This window comes from Thalassoglobus sp. (assembly GCF_048270125.1).
Lineage (GTDB): Bacteria > Planctomycetota > Planctomycetia > Planctomycetales > Planctomycetaceae > Thalassoglobus.
Map to the genome: position 1 here is coordinate 153,275 of NZ_JBLWTN010000009.1, position 18,247 is coordinate 171,521.

The window sequence follows — 18,247 nt, forward strand, 5'->3', positions numbered from 1 at the left end:
ATAGAGCCCAATTTATTCGTGCCCTTTTGGTTTATGAGGAGTTTTCAAGGTCGAAAGGTACTCGACGAGGTCACGGATGTCGGACTTCGAGAGCTGTTTCACGATGTCGTCTGGCATTCCTGACTTCCCTTTCGCTTGTGCATCGATTTTATCTTTCTCGACGATGATGATTTCGCCCATCGGCTTCATCAGTCGATATGATTTGTCGTCTTCACCTTTTACGAGCCCGGAAACAATTCGACCATCGTCCATTGCGAAGACGACAGTCTCAAATCCTTTGGCGATTTTCGCATTCGGGTCGACGATCGATTCAAGGAGATATTTGCGAGGGTTTTCTTTTGAGACAGCGGACAAGTCTGGTCCGACATCGCTGCCGTTTCCTTTGACTTTGTGACACCGGCGACAGGATGCAGCTGCGTTTCCGAAGAAGATCTCAACTCCGCGAGCGTAATCTCCCCCTTCCAGACATTCCAGATAAGCTGAGAGTGGGTCACTGGGGTCACGGTTTTCCTCAATCATTGCCAGCCGAGTTTTGAAAGCATCCGACTCCTTGCTCTCTGCCACCTGGATTAAATCCAGCTGAACATCCGGAGAAGCTTTCCCGGCGATAAACTGGTCGATTGCCTGCAATAGTATTTCATCCGCAGCCTGTGAATTCAGGTCCGCCAGTACTTTGACAGCTGACTGTCGCTCAATCTTGGTTCCCTTCTGCAATGCCTCTCCGAGCATTGGTGTGACTTTCTCAGGTGCCCTTGCGGAGAGAAGTTCTCTGGCAACGGCACGAATCTGGTCTGACTGATCTTGGGTTGCAGTCTCCAGGGTCTCTCTAATTTCTTCTGCTTCAACAGCGTCGAGAGCAGACAACGCTTCGACTCTCATCGCTGCAGCGTTCTTCTTGTTCTTGAAAATTTCATCCAGATGGGAAGCAACATCTCGTACTTCATATTTGGCAGCGAGCTTGATCGCTTGCGTCTTGAGCTTTGCCCCGCCCGACATCATCCCGCCAAGATTGTTTCGAACAGCTTGATTCGCCAGTCCTGACTCTCGCTGTGGAAGTGGACGGTAAATATTGATGACTCGATCCAGATTCGGTGGCTGATCCCAGCTGAGGAGTTCATCTATTGCTTCCAGTCGCAATGCCTCTAGTAGCCGAGTTTCTGCTGCCAGCTTGGCGACAGTTTCGGCATTCTCGGCGAGGCCCAATCTGAAGTTGGCGTTCATCACACGCCGCAGTAATGCGTCTGGAGTTTCGGGAGTCACTTTGAGTTCTGCGAGTGCAGGGAGCGCAGCTTCAATCTCCAGATCGTGGATTGCTCGAGCTGCTTCGACAGACACTTGAACATTTGGATCATTCAAGAATTGCGTCAGTTGAGGAGACTTCATTCTTCTCAACGCGACGACAGCAGCCAGCCGCACGCTTTCATGAGAGCTGACGTCGGCATGTTTCGCCAGATCTTCCGCAGTGGCTGTTCCGACCAGTCCCATGATGCCCGCATGCCGCAGCGCTGGATCGTTGTCCCTGTTTTCGTTCAGCATTTCAATGAGTGCAGCTTGTGATTCCGCTTTTTGCAATTTGCCGAGACCGATGGCTGCGAAGTATTTTTCGCGAGCGCGTCCTCTTTTGACAGCTTTCAGGAAACCGCTGTACGCTGCTTCCGACTTGGCATCGGCAAGAACCTTGATCGCTTGAGCCCGAACTTCTTCGACGGGATCGTTCATCAAAGCTATCAGTCGATCAGGTGTCGCTTTCCCCTGTCTCAATAGTTGTCCAAGTCCCCAGATTCCATGTAATCGGGCGATATTGTCGCCGCTCAAAATGGTCAGCCGATCGAGATCGTCGATCGCATCGTTTTTGACGAGCTGGAACTGAGCACGTTGTCGGACGCGGCGGTCCGGGTGTTCGCAAAGGTGAGTCAGTTCGTGGTTTTCGATATCGCTAAAATTGAGCTTCATGATCACGTCAGAGGGTTCAACGTTATCCGGTTCCCGATTTTCCTTGTGCGAAAAAGTATAGACACGGCCCTTTCCTGGACCCTCCCAGCCATCGACCCAGTCGGTGACGTACATCCGTCCGTCGTACCCGAAGTCGACATCGGTTGCGAGAATCGATTGGATGAACCAGCCGTGGTCAACGAATTTGAAGGTCGCTCCATGTGGCGTGACGGCGAATTGTCGAATTCCACTGGCTCCTGATGACCCACGAAAATCTGCGAGAAAGAAGCGGCCTTTGTATTCTGAACCCAAACCAACTCCGGGATAACAAACAAGTCCGGAAGGTCCATCAGAGATGTTCACAATCGGTGGGACGATATAAGCGGGTTGAACTGCCGTCGTTTCTTCATCCGCCTGATACGGATGCCACATCCGTTCGCGGTTCCAGGGGCCACGGTCCGAAAGATATTGGAAATACATCCGCCAACCAGTGTCACCACCTTCGAGGACATGCACCCAGCGAGCCTGGTCGCCGGAGTCAGAGTTGTTGTCGCCGGTGAAGAGATTCCCGAAGTCGTCAAAAGCAAGCTCTTGTGGATTCCTCAAGCCATAGGCAAAGACTTCAAGATTTGAACCATCCAACTCGCAGCGAAACACCGCTCCCGTATCAGGGCGAACGAGATGAGTCCCTTCTTTGGTCATGACGTTGTAACCACGATCACCAATGCTGAAATACAAACGCCCATCGGGGCCGACAATCAGACCGTGCATGTCGTGTCCACGAAAAGCGACCCGCACTCCATATCCGTGATGAAGAGCTTCCTGGTGATCAGCTTTGCCGTCGCCGTTTGTGTCTTTAAGTTTGTAAAGCTTAGGAATACAGGTGTAGTAAACATCTCCATCAATCGCCAAAACACCGGCACCTGTTCCGTCGAGGATGTCGTTGAATCCGTCTGCGAAGATGGTCGATTTGTCTGCTTTGCCGTCGCCGTCAGTATCTTCCAGAAGGCGAATTCGATCCTGCTCTTTCGCATAGTTCGCGACATCTTCACCAAGATACTTTTTGAACATCTCCAGACGCTCTTCGACGGTTGTCAAAGAGAGGTCCGTTTCAAGCCAGTTCATGTGGCCTCGATTATCTTCGACTCCCTTTTGTTGACGGAACGTTTCGCAAACATACATCCGTCCCTGTTCATCAAATCCGAAGGCAACCGGATTCGCCAACATCGGTTCTGCTGCCCATAACCTGGCTTCCATGAAAGCGGGGTACTGAAATGCTTCCATCGCAAGTTGCCCCTCGTTTGAGGCCTCTTTGATGTCTGGAGAATAATCTTGAGCTAGCGCAGCGATCTGCCACGAAACCGGGAGCAGCAGGAGGAGCGTGAAAAAACGAAGAGCTGGCAAGTGTCACCTCTTTGGTGGGGATGATCTATGAATGTCGCGGCAATTCCACGTGGGAGAATATTTTAACGCTCGCGAGAATCGGAAGAGAGTGCTTTATTACAGAAAATACACGGTTTTTGCCTCATCATCGCTCTGAGAGTGCTTTTGTGAGGCTCATGCCCGTGAAAATTGCTTTCCCGACTGTATAACTCGTTCGCCAGGAGCATCAAGGCTGAGCTAAGCGTTTCCAGGCGAGGAGAGCATCTTTCACGGCTGCGACGTCGTGGACTCGAATGAGGTCGGTGTTCTGTTGCGCGAGAGCGATCGCGACTCCAAGCGTCCCAGCGAGCCGTTCTTCGATGGGCCTGCCGATAATCTTGGACAGGAACCTCTTGCGGGAATGACCAATCAAGACTGAATGCCCATGTGCGCGAAGTTCCGCGATATGAGTCAGCAACGACAGGTTATGCTCTGCTGTCTTTCCAAATCCAATTCCGGGATCGATGACGATTCTTTCTGCTGCGATTCCCAGCTGAGTAAGAGTTTGCGTACGATGAAAGAGGTACTCGGAAACTTCCGCAACGACATCGTCGTACTGCGGATTGTTTTGCATCGTCTGCGGCGTCCCCTGACGGTGCATTAAGATGACTCCGCAACCGCACCCGGCAGCGATCTCGGTCATTCGTGGATCATGTTCGAATGCAGAGACGTCATTGATGATGCTGGCGCCCGCTTGCAATGCAGCCTTGGCAACCTCGGATTTCATCGTGTCGATGGAGATCGGGACATCGGTTTGAGACGCCAATTGCTCGATGACCGGAATGACTCGCCGCAGTTCTTCATCGATCGGGACCGGTTCCGCTCCCGGGCGGGTTGATTCTCCTCCAACATCGAGAATGTCCGCACCCTCTTCGACCAACTGCATTGCATGCGCGACGGCGTCTGCAGGGGCCAACCAGTCTCCGCCATCAGAGAAACTGTCCGGAGTGACATTCACGATTCCCATCAACTTGGGGAACTCTCCGAGCGTCCACGTCTGATTGGAAAATGTCCAGGTCCGAAGTTGTGAAGAATTTTCTTGCATGACGTAAACACCTTGCATTACCGGAGGGTTGACTCGTCCGGTAAAACCTGGCGAAAGAATTGATGAGAAAATGAGACGTCCCGCCTCGTGGCGAGCCGTCTATGAAGTCGTGAAAATGAACTTCACGGGCACGACAAGCATTGAAGATGCTCTAAAGCATCTTTCGAAATGGTTTGCAGGTTCTGCCTCGTGGCGAACAGTATTTTTACTGGAGAAATGCGTTCTTCACGGGCAAACGGTAGAGCAAACTGCTCTAAAACCAGTCCGAAAACCTCTGGAATCGTCGCTTTTCTCAATGTTTCAGTGAGCAAAATCAAGTTTCAGGATCAGTTCTAAATTGTTCCGGTTCCGATTAGCAAACCGATTCGGCAGGCATTGAGGAACTGATCGATGTGGAGTTCTTCCTTGACTGTGTGAATTCCATGCTGACCGCAACCCATCGTGACTGTCGGTAAGCCGTGGGCATTCATCCAGTTTGCGTCCAGCCCGCCGTTGCTGATTCGGGTGGTTGGTTCCAGCCCAAGAGCTTCCATCGTTTTGATCGCTGTTTGAACAACGGGCTCGTTCACGTCTAATCGGAATGATTCGTATTTGTGCCGAGTGGTAACTGAAATGCTTCCAGTCTTTCCGGAAGAGTTCTGCAATTCTTTGGTTGCCCGCTGAAATGCTTTATCAATCGCACCAACGATTTTGGCTCGGAAAGTTGGGTTGTGGCTGCGTGCTTCCGCCTTGATGTGCAACTGGTCCATCACGACGTTCGTCGCATCCCCTCCTTGAATCACTCCGATGTTGCTCGTCCCGGACTGTTTTCCCTTCTGGATGAGACCATGCCAACCATCATTCACGAGTGAGTTGATCGCCATCGCAGCGATGGCAGCCGCGCTCACTCCCTGTTCTGGAGCGGCGCCTGCGTGGCTGGCAATTCCGGTGATGTCGATCTCGATGTGATCATCCCCGGTGGCACCAATGACAGCGAGGTTCGCTAAGCCACCATCCCAGTTGTAACACTGAGCCGGTTGTTTCAACTTCTCGATCTCAACATTCTTTGCTCCAACAAGGCCAATTTCTTCCTGCACTGCAAACAGTAGCGTCAGCGGAGGGTGTGGCAAATTGTGCTCCTGAATGAGACGAATTGTATTCAGGACAACCGTGGCTCCTGCTCGATCATCCCCACCCAATGCTGTTTTAGGGTCTGAGGACGTAATGATGTTTCCTTCACGCACTGGTTGGCAACCGACGCACAATGGGACCGTGTCAATGTGTGCCATCAACAATCGACGAGGTTGATCGGACTGTCCCGGAATATCGACGATCAGGTTTCCGATTTCGCCGCCGATATGGCTTTTGGTGTTCGCTGAGTCGTACGAAATTTGTGAGTCCTGAATTCCATACGACTTCAGTTGCTCGACGATGAAGTTCGCGACAGCTCTTTCGTCGCCACTTTTTCCGGGAATTGATATCATCTGAGTGACAAGGTCAATTGCGCTTTCATCGACAAGACTTGAGAGCTGAGAAACATTTGCTTCGGACATATCCGTTTGCCTGTGCGTAAAAAACGTTAACAAAAGTTCGGAAATCGTATCGATTCACAGTCGTGTGGATCAATGTTCAGAACTTGTTAGAGCGAAATTGAAACATCAACAAGAATTGAAGGACCGTTGTCACCAGGTGGTATCACAGTCCTTCGTTCTGGTTCTGTTTGAGTGAAAAGAATATCGAGTCCTCTCTGGAACCTTTGAGTTGAAAGTGCTTGTCAAAGGCTGAGAGGTTAAGTTTAGAACTGATCCTGAAACTTGAAATTGCTCTCTCAAATGTTGAGGAAAGCGGCTACTCCAGAGGTTTTCGGACTGGTTCTACATATTCGTGCGAAGTTTAAGCACACCACTCAATGAAAACGACTCGTCGCGGAAAGCTGCGCCGAGTCGTTCGTGGTCCGGAAAAACTCGTTTGTTTATGACTCGCCTGTTCCGAGTGCTTCGGGCTCATTCGGGAGATCAGGTTGCTCATCGAGATGAACAGCTTTGTAGCCACCAGTCACTTTAAAGCCGATGATTAGGGCCAGATAGCAAACTGCCATAATGAGTGGAACATACGAGGTCAGTTTCAATGCCATTCTACCACCAAACAGGCCAGCACCCTCGACAAGAGGTTTGTCAACTTCGGCATGAGTCGAAGCACTCTTCCACCAATTGGTGAGCATCGTCTGGTTTTCGTCGGTCTTGCCTTCCTCTTCGAGCAAAGTGTTGACGCGGGCGAGTTCTTTGCCATTGTCAGAAAGGACGCCAACTTTTGCTCCGTCGAGTCCGACTGTTTTAAAGTTCATGAAACGACTTTCATTGTCGGCCTGATACCGTTTGAAAGTTTCTGCATCTTTGGCTTCAAGTTCTTGCGAAGCGTAGTAATCCTGTTTGAATCCAATCGCTGGTCCCCCGAGAAGGCCAGCTGAGAGCATTCCGACACCGCCCAGCATTCCAATCGCAACTGCTCCCCCTTTGGGAAAACGCTCCGATGCAACGCCTAGCATTGTGGGCCACAGGAATGTTTTTCCACAGGCGTACACAGTCGCAGCGACAATACAGATGATTGCCCCTTGAGCGGAGCTGAGAAGGGTTAAACCAATGAAGCCAAGAATTGAGCTGACGAATAAAAGCCCCAGAGGTGAAATTCGATGGACAATGGGACCGGCAACAAATCGTAGAGCGAACATCAACGTTGATGTGTAGACGAACAGAGCCATTCCTTTGGCCTCGCTTTCCATGATCGATCCCGTAATTTTCGCAATCCAGGAATCTGTGCCAAGCTCGACATAACCGACCATTGCGTGGATCACCAGCAGGAACAACATCAGTGGTGCGAAGACTGTTCCGATCATCTCGCCCAGAGTGGTTCCGGCTGAGGCAGCTTCTGACTGCGGGAATTTTTGTCCAAAGAGCATTCCTCCGTAAATGATCACAGGGATCAGGAACAGGGACATCTGAATTTTCCAGTCGACAGCTTGTTGAATGACATCACCGGCTTCATTTTCTTGAGCTGCCATGAAGGCTGAAGCAAGTCCCCCGATCACCAGACCGGCAGGCCAGCCAGCGTGAAGAATATTGAGATAGTGAGTTTTATTCTTCGGGAACAGCGTCGCTGTTAATGGATTGACCACAGCTTCAGCGAGTCCGTTTGCAACTGCGAAAATGAACATTCCCCAGAACAAACAGTTATATGCTCCTGCTTTCCCACCCGCTTCAAAGGCTGCCGGAGCAGCCAACGTGATGAATGCAGAGACTGCGTGTAGCAAGAAAGCCAACATCATCAGTCGACCATAGCCGACTTTATCCGCGATGAGAGAGCTCAGAATGATCACGATTCCAAAGCCGGTCAGTCCGCCTCCGGTAATTGCACCCAATTCCGTCATTGTGAAGCCGAATTCCACAGCCCACAGGCCCAAGACTCCACCACGCAGCGAAAAACCGACTCCCGCAGCAAGGATTGCCATAAAACCCGCCCACAACAATCGTTGTGCGTTCGGGAAAGCGGATTCTGAAGTCGTCTCTGTCATGTGTCTTCTCCAGCAGTTCGTATTGTGATGTCAACGTTTTTGATTGTTTTTACTTGAGTCTTGACGTTGTATGATCCATCTCGGTCACATTGATTTGATGTTGTGCTGCAAGGCGTGAATTTGACTTTGCCGTTGCGCTGCAACATGTTCATCGAGCTGGCGCTCTTTCAGGGACGGACCAAACTTTTCATAGGGGGGCGTAGTCGTTGGTTGGAAGTGTCTCTAGGCTTCACGAATTGGCGCATCATTATTGTTTTTGCCAACCGACCACAAGTTTGAATTGGGGCGTGCATCGTATCGGTCCCGGATGATGTTTTCCACGCAACGGAGCAACTTTCGGCCCGAGTTGGGAGATATTCAATGAGCCCTGTTCGCACGAATTTTCAAGGACATGACGTTTAAAGTCGAGAACGTTTAGGTTGAATTCTTACTTCTCATGAAAGCGGAAGCTCATGAAGAATCTCTTTCAGAATCTCTCTGCGGCTTTGCCAGACGAGATGATCGAAACATTAATAGAAACTGAGACCGTCCGTATTGAGCGGATTGTTTCAGACGGCCATGCGTCACCTCCCGGGTTCTGGTACGACCAACCTGAGCATGAGTGGGTCGTGATCCTGTCTGGATCGGGAGAGTTACGATTTGATGATTCAGAAGAGGTCATCGAACTCAAGCCGGGAGATTTCATCAATATTCCGGCCCACAGAAAACATCGCGTGGAAGCAACCGATGCCAATGAGAAGACTGTTTGGCTGGCGGTCTTTTATCGATAACTCTCCGGCGGTACTTCTGTTTCGCTAGCCAGGACTGTGACAGCCTTGAGACCGGACGAAGAATTTAGTCGGCAAGTTCTGGTTCAATCGTGCGAATGTCTACAACGCGGATCATCATGAGTCGCTGTAATCCGTTGGCCTGATCGCTTTGGAAGAAGTGGCTGGCAAGTTTTCCTTCGCCATCTTTGGTCATTCCGATAACGAGGAATTCGCCCACGTTCAATTCTGCGGAGAGGCGATCTTCAAAGAGTGTGATTGCCTGCTTGCGATCGCGAAGCGTCCATTGGGATGCGGTCGCGGTCGGCTTGAGCGAGCTTTGGCCATGTTGAATTTCCGGGATGATTACCAGCTTAGCCCATCCATCTTCTTCGCTTGACGCCTGAACTTTGAAGAGCGCCTGTCCCTGGCTGATGGTCAGTGTCTGCGGCTCTCCATTGAGTGGACGTCTGACGATTTCCGTACCGTTATCAATACTGCGAGAAACGAGCCAGGCTTCCTGCCCCGATGGGATCATGTACGGCTGAACAACCGCTCGACGTGTGGGGTCTTGCCCATTGGACATCGACATCAGTGTTTGCAAAGGACGCGGAGGTCGCGAGGCGCTCAGACCTACCCGAAATCCGTCTTCATCAAGTTTTGTGCGGGTCTTTTGATCAATCGAGCTGACCGATTGCAAAGATTCCCAAAGAGTATCCCCAATGAGAGGATCACCGATGCGGCGGTCGACAAAATAGACCTCAATGGCAATTGCCTCACGCGCTGCAACTATCGGCTTCAGGATCGATTTCGATTTTGTTTGAACATTCGATTCCGGAAAAAGCAACGTACATCCCGCCCCACTGCATACCCAAAGGCACACACTGAGTAGAAAACAACTTTTCCACGTCCTTGCGGAGGAAGTCATATGTTCTTCTGTGCGGATAAGTGAAGTCGTTGAAATAGAGCATCTTCAATGCTTGTCGTCCCGGGGAAGTCAACTTCGGCAGGACTTCAGACGCGTCTTGCCACGAGGGGAACGAAAAGACCGATTTTGGATTTGCTCTGAAAAATGCTCTGGAAACGGGTTTGATAAAACGAAAAGTTCGCGATCGTCTTGAATTCAGCTTGCTTGTATGCAGAAGCGTCCGTCTGGAGCAATTCTAATCTCTAAAACGTCGCAAAACTGCCATTCATCGCGCGAGTATTGCCGAATGAAGTAGACTGAGAACAGGAATGAGGAAAAGTGCCTCCTGAGTTCAATACCGATGATGCGTTGAATTTCTGCGCTTTCCTGTTGAGGGCATAATTGCTGTTTAACTGGTTTTGCTATTTCCTCTATGTTGACATTTTCGCTGTCTCATTTTCTGTCGGGAGCGCAGACTTCGTCTTGTTGCGTTTGGCATGATTGACGTACGATCCGGGTTGTTATTGAGATTTTGCCGACACAGAATGGACTCTGGCGCAATGCAATGATCCGCTCCCTCTTGCGGACTTTCAGTCGATTTTTAGCAGCAGTTGTGCTGTTCGGGCTGATTCTATGCGCAGTCGAAGTCTGGTTTCGCTGGAATCGACTCGATTCCGCAGTGAACAAAACGCCGCGAAACTCCGAACCACTCGTCAGCCAAGTCGTCAAACCGAGCTCAACGACTTTTCTGGAAGTGACTCCGCTTTTGAAAACCGAGATGCCTGTCAGTCTGTCGGAGCAAGTCTTGCTTCGAACAAATGAGTTTGGGACACGCGGGAAGGAACTCGCGATTCCTAAGCCTCCCGGAGTCTTTCGTGTGCTCTGTTTGGGTGGCTCGGGGGTCTTCGGCATGGGCGTCCGTGAAGAAGAAACCTTGACCGGGCATCTGCAATTACTTTTCGCCGAGACCGGTTTGAAACATGTTGAGTTTGTGAATGCCGGTTGTCCCGGGAGTGGTCCGCTGACGAACTATCTCCGCTTACGTCAACGTTTTATCGCTCTCCAACCGGATTTGGTAGTTCTCTGTCTTCGCCCCGAAGAAGTCGAACTCGATCGCATCGTCCGAGGAGGATTGACGTTGGATGAACAGGGAAACCCTGCTTTTGCATCTCATCCAAATCTGCAGGCGAAAGAGAGCCATGAACTCGCAGCGCTTTGCGAAGAATTTGCAACAGCAGATTGGTTTATAGGAAAGGCTGGGCCGTTGTTCGGGCTTTCAAATTCGCCCTCGTCCGTACCGGTTCCTTCTGACGAACCGATCTCTCTCAAGCCGCTCGTGTCGATGTGGTCGTTCACACAATCGATCAACGCAAACATGATGATTTCAATCGTTCCCAATGCCTGGGATATGGAACCTCAAACAGGACGAGCCCCTTCGCGAAACGCTCTCGCCTTTGACCGAGACTTGCATGCCTACTTCGCGGATCGGGGAATTGATTCACTAACTTTAATTCACAATTCGATTCAGCTGTTCGAGCAAACTGGAGATCGGACATTATTCTTTCATGAGAAAAATGGACATCTGACCCCCACTGGAAATTCTCTCTACGCGCGATCACTGGCCAAGTCGATCGTGGATCACGTTCCTGAAATCTTGCAGCCTGAAATTCCCCCAGCCTTGCCGGTTCCTTCAATGGAATCGAGTCCGGTCAATACAGAAACACAAGGGCACTCACTTCCACTTACCAGAGAGCGAGCCGTTCCTCAACAAATTGTTCGTTAGAGCAGTTTGCTCTAACGTGTACCCGTGAAGAATGCATTTCTCTAGAACCAGTCCGAAAACCTCTGGGATAGCCGCTTTCCTCAACGTTTGAGAGAGCAATTTCACGTTTCAGGACCAGTTCTAAAAAGTTGAGTACGAAATCACTCGCCCATGACTTCGAATATGACAAATCCGAACCCAGAATTTGAAGCAGACACCGCTCGTGATGAGATGTCTCTGGAAGAGATCGAAGCCGCCTACATGCGAGCTTTGGAAACCGCTGAATCTGCTGAGCATTTGATTCCAGAACTGGATCAAGAAGAAATTCCGGAACTTGAAGAAGAATTTTCTGACACGCTCGCCGTCGAGAACTCATCACTTGAGGATGTTGAATCTATTGACGACTTACCGGTCGCTGAAGCTGACGACTCAAAGGAGGAAGAGGTTCGTGTCACACAACTGCAGGTAGCCGAGGGATTATTGTTCGTAGGGGGAGAACCGCTGCCTGCCAAAAAGATGACCGATCTACTTGGTGGGACGACCACTCATGAGCAAGTCGATCTCTTGATTGAAGAACTGAACCAGCGGTATACCTCAGAGAATCGGCCGTATGAAATACGTCTTGTCGAAGGTGGCTATACAATGGTTCTCAAGGCTGAGCATGAACATGTCCGTCGGCGTGTTTACGGACAAGGCCCGAAAGATGTCAAGCTGAGCCAGGAAGCGTTGGAAGTCCTGGCGTTTGTCGCTTACCAACAGCCCACGACTCGTGAAGATGTGGAAGCGATCGGAAAAAAAAATGCTGGCGGATTACTCCGCCAGCTCTTGCGTCGGCAACTCATCGTTTTGAATCGAAATGAACAATCAGACTCGGAAACCTACCAGACAACAAAGCGTTTCCTCGATTTGTTCGGACTCGGCTCCATCGACGACCTTCCCCAGGCGACCGATTTCGATTTCAAATAAGATCGCAAAACGAGTTCCGATTCAGGCTCAGGTAAGACTGCATCGGCGACAGGGACTGACTGCTTCTCTCATATGTTTAGAGCAGTATGCTCTACCGTGTGCCCGTGAAGAACGCATTTCTCTAGGAAAATTGCTGTTTGCCACGAGGCAGAACCTGCAAACCAATTCGAAAGATGCTCTAGTCAGATTCAGGGATTACAGGAGTGACTTCCAGAAGGAACTCATCGTCTGATGAAACTGAGCTAACGACTCCATCTTCAGCGACCTGTTTGAGGATTGGCATCAAGACTGATCTCTGCTTCTTGTTTTGCTCCACTTTTTCGACGGGGACCGTCACTTCAACAGGAACCGGCTTTTGCTCGACTGATGATGTTCTTCTTTGTGGAGCGTTTGCTTCTTGCACTTTCAGTTCTTCAGGCTGAGTCGCCATTTGAACCGGCTTCTTGATTACCGGTTTATTTGGTGTTGCTTCCCCGGATGGTTTTTCAGGGTTTGTGACATCACCTGATGGTTTCTGTGTTCGAGCGACAGAGGGCTGCGACAATGGGTGAGTGTTTGGATTCGCTTGCTCACGATAAAGAACGAGTGCATGCAGTGCGTGATAAAGCGGGCCGCAATCTGCTGGCTCGTGAGCATTTCGAATCAGGTCGTAGCTGAGCGTTTGCACGGCTGTTCGAATCCACTGTTCTTTCAGTCGACTTTTCGGAAGCGAGACAACGATCCACTCCAGCATGTGACCTGAGTATTTAATTCGTTCGTTGAAATCATTGCTGTAGCCGACAGACTTGAACCAGTTCGTGGCGAACGATCCGTCACGATTCTGCATACGTTGTGTCGCAAAGAGGTAGCGTTGCAGCTTTTGATCCGCTTCGAGCCAGGCACCTCGAAGTTGACCATGCTTTTTCAGGTACGAGTTGCGAGCATAGGCGAGTGCAAACATCCCGTGAGTTCCACCACATGGAGCATCGTAAGGGGAAGCTTTCACTTGCATTCGCACGAGTCGTTCCATGCTCCAAGGCTCATTCTTTTCGTTGAACCACTGCTCGTCCTGGTCAACATATTGTGTCAGGAACCAAAGGGTCCAGGTGATCTCTTCGTGTGAGCTGACCGACATTTTGGCGTGATCAACCATTTGTTGCATGGTGATTTTCTGTCCTCCAGCCGCAACGAACTCATGGTCGAGAGGAAGGTTACACATGGCAATGACAGCCAGGAACTGATTTGTGTGTCCTTCGAATTCGTAGGGAGTTCCGTTGTATGGATGGGCGCGTCCACCATGCTTGGTCACTTGGAACCACGGAGTTCCACGAAATTTGGCTCCGTTGGAAATCCAGTCAATCGCGTTGACCGGTTTGCCACCCTGTTTGATCACGTAATTTTCACGGAGTGAAAGCAGTCCATGGATGATTTGCCACGGAGTGTGAACATCGGCATCCAGAAATCGATTGCTCGTTGTTGTAATAGCACGATCTACGATTTCGTTCAGCGGATCGAGTTGCTGAGCTGTCGCGGCAGGAACTGCCGGAGCTTTGAGATCCTGAGCGAACGCCGGTGCTGAGACCAGAACCCACGTCATGCAACAAATTGAGATTCGAATAGGCATTGCACGTACCGGCCCGTTGTGTCTGAATTTGGATCGATCAGTTGTATTCATTGTATTGTCGGATGGCATTTTCAGAGGGGAAGTGTTCGTCATCATGATCAGTCAATTCCTGGGACGATCGTTTGAGGTTCGTACAGAACCATGAGGTGGATTCCCGTCCATTGGGTAGACATACTGCCATCCATGTCATTACTGAGTACCATTAGCTGATCGGCCTGAGAGGTCATCACAATCGACAATGTTTCGGTGTGTGGCACGCTTTTCTCAGCTACCGACCGACCTTGCCGTTAAAGGTTGCTTGAGAGAATTCTTCCAAGGGCTGAAGAATCATCGAGATCCTGCGCGATGCTTCGGGTTGCGTAATGTTCGTTGAGAAATTGGCCCGAAATTGATTATTTCAGAGACATGACTGACTCAGAGATCAGCTCGGTTGCGTTTGTCAGTGCGAATTGTTTCAAGAGATTCGCATCATCGCTTAGAACTGATTCTTCCAGAAGGAATTCACCAATCCATACAGTTTAGCGCGAAGCGCATCAACGTGAAGATGAGTTGTCACACTGTCTTCCTGTCGAGCAAGTGATGAAGTCATGAAGCGAACTTCACAGGCACGACAAGCAGCGATAATGTTCTGAAGAGACGGTTGACGGCCTGATGATTTGAGAGACTGTGCAAGTCCAGAGTCAGGGTTGAGAGAGAAGGTTCGGTTCAATGGATGAATAATCTTTAGAACCAGTCTGAAAACCTCTGGAATCGTCGCTTTTCTCAACGTTTGAGAGAGCAATTTCAAGCTTCAGGACCACCTCTAGACAGGGCATCGATTTTGGGGCTTGAAAAGAAAACGTTACCAACATCTTGTATGCAGGAGTCTCTCGATGTAACCCCCGGGCTGCGAGACTGCGAGGATTGATCGAGCAACGAATACTGATTTCATCTTCGCAACCTTCGGGGCGGGTTCAGGAGTTGGCAGTGCAATGACAGATGCGATGTTCACAGCAGATGTTACCACACGGGAATTTACTCCCCGTTCTCAGTAACTGTATTCTCTCGCAGGTCATTGAATTGGAGTGATGCCTTCTCGATCCGAAGCTGGTTGATTCATTTATTGTTGCTGCCGGACAGTCAGCAATTCCATGACGTCGCTTGCAATGAAGAGGTTCAATCACGAAATTGAACGGATCAAATAGTTTCGATGCTCTCTGACTTTGTGGTGTCTTGATGATTCGCTTGCAATGCATTCTGTCCGCTCTCCTTGTACATCTACTTCTGCCGATGCCGGTTTCGTCTGCGACGCCGGATCACATCATTCTCGTGATGGCAGATGACATGGGGTGGGGGCAAACGGAATATGCAAATCACCCCATCTTGAAAACGCCGAATCTCAATGCGATGGCAGCAAACGGGTTGCGGTTTGATCGTTTCTACGCCGGAGCTCCAAACTGTTCACCAACGCGTGCGACTGTACTCACAGGGCGGACGAACGACCGCACTGGAGTCCTCAATCATGGAGTCCCATTACGACCGCAGGAGAAGACCGTTGCACAGGCGCTGAAAAAGGCTGGCTATGCGACCGCACACTTCGGAAAGTGGCATCTTAACGGGATGCGTGGCCCGGGGGCTCCGATCCTCAAGGACGATATTCGCAGCCCAGGAGCGTTCGGCTTTGACACGTGGTTGTCTGTGACGAACTTCTTTGACCGTGATCCAATTTTGAGCCGTATGGGGAAATTTGAAGAGTTTCAGGGCGATTCTTCAGAGATCATTGTTGCTGAAGCAATCAAGTTCATTCAGAAAAACGTTGATGCTGGCAAGCCGTCGTTCTCGGTGATCTGGTATGGCACACCACATAGCCCATTTATGGCGGACGAAGATGACAAGGCGCCGTTTCCAAAACTCAAAGACCCTTCGCTCAGCCACTATGGCGAATTAGTAGCAATGGATCGAAGCATCGGTACGTTGCGGTCCGCATTGCAGAAAATGAATATCGCAGAGAACACCTTCTTAATGTTCAACAGCGACAACGGTGGGCTTCCGAGAATCACTCCGGGGACCGTCGGGAACTTGCGAGGTTTTAAGAATTCAGTCTATGAAGGAGGTTTGCGTGTGCCTGCCATTATTGAATGGCCAGCAGTTATTCAGACTCCGCGCGTGACTCAGTTCCCAGCCTGTACGATGGACATTTTCCCCACATTGGTGGACATTGCTGAACTCCCCGAGTCGAGCATGCTCGCAGTGCGAGACGGAATGAGTATCACCCCACTCTTTCAAAATGAAATCGCTCAGCGACCAGAACCAATGGGCTTTCGACACACAAACCGGGTGGCGCTCATTGATAATGATTACAAGCTGATCACTCAGAAGTTCGGTAGTGGCAAATATGAACTCTACAATCTGAAATCTGATCAACAGGAACAGATGGATCTCCTCGACAGCCAGCCAGAGATCGCACAACGTATGATCGCAGCCATGCAGGCGTGGAACGATTCCATCGAAAAGAGCATTCAAGGGGACGATTACCCTGAAGGCAAAGTGATTCCGGCAGATCCCGGTCCGAGTACCTGGATGACTCTCAAAGAATACGAACCGTATTTAGAGGGCTGGAAAGACCGACCAGAGTTTCGGCGGTATATCAAAATTCAATAACTCCGATTTTCGGTCTTTTTCTTTGAAATCCTGTTTCATCAACCGAACGCTTCCCTGGAAGTGTTCGGTTTTTTCGTTGTGATGATCGTAATCGAGAATATCGTCATTACTGTCAAGCTTTGTTACGAAATCTGCCGATAGCTTCTGTGTATCAGGTGATGAGCCAGATGGGCATGAAAGCAACTCTGTGTGATGGTTTTGCTTGAACGCTCAGTTGCAGGGTCTCTTTTGATGCAGACGAAGCTGACGGGAACGCTTTCCTGCCAGAAGCCATTTCGAATCTATTCGTGGCTGCCCGATTCGTTTGTATCGCGGCTCTCTTTATCTGGTAACGCGTCATCGATTTGAGTTCAGCAGAATCACAGACTTCGTGGGACACCTCACACTCCAGAACTCCGTCAGTGTCCGATACATCTTTCAACCGGCGAGAAGCCACTTGACGCTCAAGTCGAGAATAAGTTCCACATGAAGAGGATGCTTTGAAATGAAACGTGCCTTGTGCCTGACTGCTCTCGTTACTCTGTCGATTCTTGCGTTGTCTACGACATCCCAAGCGGCTCCACCGTTCAGCTTTTCGCAACAAGCTGAGCCAGAACTAAATTGGCAGTCTGATTTACAAGCTGCTCACAAAGTCGCAACGGCCCAGAACAAACCGATGCTACTCGTCTTCGGTGCCGATTGGTGTCACTATTGCAAGAAGCTGGAACGGGAAACGCTCAACTCCAAAGAGCTGTCGGCTTACGTGAACCAATCCTTCGTGCCTGTGCATATTGACGTCGACAAAGACAAGAAGGTCGCACAGATTCTGAAAGTCAGCGGCTTGCCATGCACAATCGTCCTGAGTCCGAATGCAGATTTACTTGGCCGAATTGATGGGTTTCACACTGCTTCGCCATTTCACAAACAACTTGAAGCCGCTCGCATGAAGCATCAAGTCGTTCAGCGAGCATCTTCAACAGCACAGTAAGTCGGCATCAGTGGACGTCAGCGGTCATCTGAGAGCAGTTTGCTCTATCATGTACCCGTAAAGAAGTTGTTGCACCAGCGAAATTGCTGTTCGCGTCCTGCCTCGTGGCGAACAGCAATTCGGAAAAGGCTAATCAGAAGCCTTACAGACCACGTACAGAAGCGGAGACATTGCTGGTCGCGATTCGTCCGGCCAGTGAATGTTGTGTAGTTCTGCCGAGTCGATACTCTTCGTCAGAAACGATTCAACGGCATTTGCTTCGTCGATTCCCCCGGGATGTCCGACATATGCCAGGACGGAGAGTATTCCGCCCGTCTTCAACAGTTGCAATCCGAGTTGAATTGCACTGACTGTCGCTGGACCTGTGGTTGTCAGAGATTTGTCACCGCCAGGCAGGTATCCCAGGTTGAATAGGATGGCACTCACGCTTGACTGGTACTCTTCCAGAAGCGATTGCAGTACTTGGGCATGATCACCCAAATGGTATTCAATGTTCTGACGCTCGCGGCATCGATCTTTTGTCGCATCGATTGCCAACTGCTGAAGGTCGCAGGCCAATACCGTTCCCGACTCCCCGACTAATTCGGAGAGGAAGAATGTGTCGTGACCGTTCCCACAGGTTGCGTCGATGACGAGATCACCGGTCTTGATAAAATCACGAATCAATTCGTGAGCGATCTGCGTGAGCTGAACCATCTCTGCACACCGAT

General features: G+C 50.2%; 13 protein-coding genes. 5 read left to right on the forward strand and 8 right to left on the reverse strand.

What is annotated here, in order from left to right; translation table 11 throughout:
• Positions 1-12: 12 nt before the first annotated feature.
• The 4 genes from ACN0YR_RS13025 to ACN0YR_RS13040 form a co-directional block, all read right to left on the reverse strand.
• Positions 13-3,336, reverse strand: coding sequence for a PVC-type heme-binding CxxCH protein (locus tag ACN0YR_RS13025; RefSeq protein ID WP_417849669.1), 3,324 nt, complete (start codon positions 3,334-3,336; stop codon positions 13-15).
• A 205-nt stretch (positions 3,337-3,541) separates the two neighbouring features.
• Positions 3,542-4,399 carry a dihydropteroate synthase gene (gene folP, locus ACN0YR_RS13030; RefSeq protein ID WP_417849670.1) on the reverse strand — a complete coding sequence of 286 codons (858 nt, stop codon included), beginning with the start codon at positions 4,397-4,399 and terminating at the stop codon, positions 3,542-3,544.
• A gap of 332 nt (positions 4,400-4,731) precedes the next feature.
• Complete coding sequence (locus ACN0YR_RS13035) at positions 4,732-5,931, reverse strand: M20/M25/M40 family metallo-hydrolase (protein WP_417849671.1); 1,200 nt, start codon at positions 5,929-5,931, stop codon at positions 4,732-4,734.
• A 419-nt stretch (positions 5,932-6,350) separates the two neighbouring features.
• On the reverse strand, positions 6,351-7,946 hold the full coding sequence (locus tag ACN0YR_RS13040; RefSeq protein WP_417849672.1) for an MFS transporter: 1,596 nt from the start codon (positions 7,944-7,946) through the stop codon (positions 6,351-6,353).
• A gap of 452 nt (positions 7,947-8,398) precedes the next feature.
• Here ACN0YR_RS13040 and ACN0YR_RS13045 point away from each other — a divergent pair, with 452 nt between their 5' ends.
• Entirely contained in the window at positions 8,399-8,716 is a 318-nt protein-coding gene (locus tag ACN0YR_RS13045; protein WP_417849673.1) for a cupin domain-containing protein, read from the forward strand.
• A 64-nt stretch (positions 8,717-8,780) separates the two neighbouring features.
• Here the strand turns inward: ACN0YR_RS13045 and ACN0YR_RS13050 are convergent, their stop codons facing one another.
• Entirely contained in the window at positions 8,781-9,539 is a 759-nt protein-coding gene (locus ACN0YR_RS13050) for a hypothetical protein (RefSeq protein ID WP_417849674.1), read from the reverse strand.
• 625 nt (positions 9,540-10,164) lie between these two features.
• On the opposite strand from ACN0YR_RS13050, the gene ACN0YR_RS13055 reads away from it, so the two are divergent.
• On the forward strand, positions 10,165-11,382 hold the full coding sequence (locus ACN0YR_RS13055) for an SGNH/GDSL hydrolase family protein (RefSeq protein ID WP_417849675.1): 1,218 nt from the start codon (positions 10,165-10,167) through the stop codon (positions 11,380-11,382).
• Positions 11,383-11,544: 162 nt separating this feature from the next.
• Positions 11,545-12,327: an SMC-Scp complex subunit ScpB gene (gene scpB, locus ACN0YR_RS13060; RefSeq protein WP_417849676.1), complete on the forward strand. Its 783-nt coding sequence runs from the start codon at positions 11,545-11,547 to the stop codon at positions 12,325-12,327.
• A 178-nt stretch (positions 12,328-12,505) separates the two neighbouring features.
• Here the strand turns inward: scpB and ACN0YR_RS13065 are convergent, their stop codons facing one another.
• Together ACN0YR_RS13065 and ACN0YR_RS13070 are read right to left on the reverse strand one after the other, a co-directional pair.
• Positions 12,506-13,930 (reverse strand): hypothetical protein, encoded by a 1,425-nt coding sequence (locus ACN0YR_RS13065; RefSeq protein ID WP_417849677.1) that lies wholly within the window; start codon positions 13,928-13,930, stop codon positions 12,506-12,508.
• Positions 13,931-14,028: 98 nt separating this feature from the next.
• Positions 14,029-14,187 carry a hypothetical protein gene (locus tag ACN0YR_RS13070; protein ID WP_417849678.1) on the reverse strand — a complete coding sequence of 53 codons (159 nt, stop codon included), beginning with the start codon at positions 14,185-14,187 and terminating at the stop codon, positions 14,029-14,031.
• Between the two features lie 958 nt (positions 14,188-15,145).
• On the opposite strand from ACN0YR_RS13070, the gene ACN0YR_RS13075 reads away from it, so the two are divergent.
• Positions 15,146-16,570, forward strand: coding sequence for a sulfatase-like hydrolase/transferase (locus ACN0YR_RS13075; protein ID WP_417849679.1), 1,425 nt, complete (start codon positions 15,146-15,148; stop codon positions 16,568-16,570).
• A gap of 484 nt (positions 16,571-17,054) precedes the next feature.
• On the forward strand, positions 17,055-17,537 hold the full coding sequence (locus tag ACN0YR_RS13080; protein ID WP_417849680.1) for a thioredoxin family protein: 483 nt from the start codon (positions 17,055-17,057) through the stop codon (positions 17,535-17,537).
• A gap of 129 nt (positions 17,538-17,666) precedes the next feature.
• Here ACN0YR_RS13080 and ACN0YR_RS13085 read toward each other — a convergent pair whose 3' ends face one another.
• Complete coding sequence (locus tag ACN0YR_RS13085) at positions 17,667-18,233, reverse strand: class I SAM-dependent methyltransferase (protein ID WP_417849681.1); 567 nt, start codon at positions 18,231-18,233, stop codon at positions 17,667-17,669.
• Positions 18,234-18,247 lie beyond the last annotated feature (14 nt).

Excerpts from the sequence above, each read along its gene's own strand:
- folP (WP_417849670.1), bottom strand. The coding sequence starts at position 4,399 with ATGCAAGAAAATTCTTCACAACTTCGGACCTGGACATTTTCCAATCAG.
- ACN0YR_RS13035 (WP_417849671.1), bottom strand. The coding sequence starts at position 5,931 with ATGTCCGAAGCAAATGTTTCTCAGCTCTCAAGTCTTGTCGATGAAAGC.
- ACN0YR_RS13040 (WP_417849672.1), bottom strand. The coding sequence starts at position 7,946 with ATGACAGAGACGACTTCAGAATCCGCTTTCCCGAACGCACAACGATTG.
- ACN0YR_RS13045 (WP_417849673.1), top strand. The coding sequence starts at position 8,399 with ATGAAGAATCTCTTTCAGAATCTCTCTGCGGCTTTGCCAGACGAGATG.
- ACN0YR_RS13055 (WP_417849675.1), top strand. The coding sequence starts at position 10,165 with ATGATCCGCTCCCTCTTGCGGACTTTCAGTCGATTTTTAGCAGCAGTT.
- scpB (WP_417849676.1), top strand. The coding sequence starts at position 11,545 with ATGACAAATCCGAACCCAGAATTTGAAGCAGACACCGCTCGTGATGAG.
- ACN0YR_RS13065 (WP_417849677.1), bottom strand. The coding sequence starts at position 13,930 with ATGCCTATTCGAATCTCAATTTGTTGCATGACGTGGGTTCTGGTCTCA.
- ACN0YR_RS13075 (WP_417849679.1), top strand. The coding sequence starts at position 15,146 with ATGATTCGCTTGCAATGCATTCTGTCCGCTCTCCTTGTACATCTACTT.
- ACN0YR_RS13080 (WP_417849680.1), top strand. The coding sequence starts at position 17,055 with ATGAAACGTGCCTTGTGCCTGACTGCTCTCGTTACTCTGTCGATTCTT.
- ACN0YR_RS13085 (WP_417849681.1), bottom strand. The coding sequence starts at position 18,233 with ATGGTTCAGCTCACGCAGATCGCTCACGAATTGATTCGTGATTTTATC.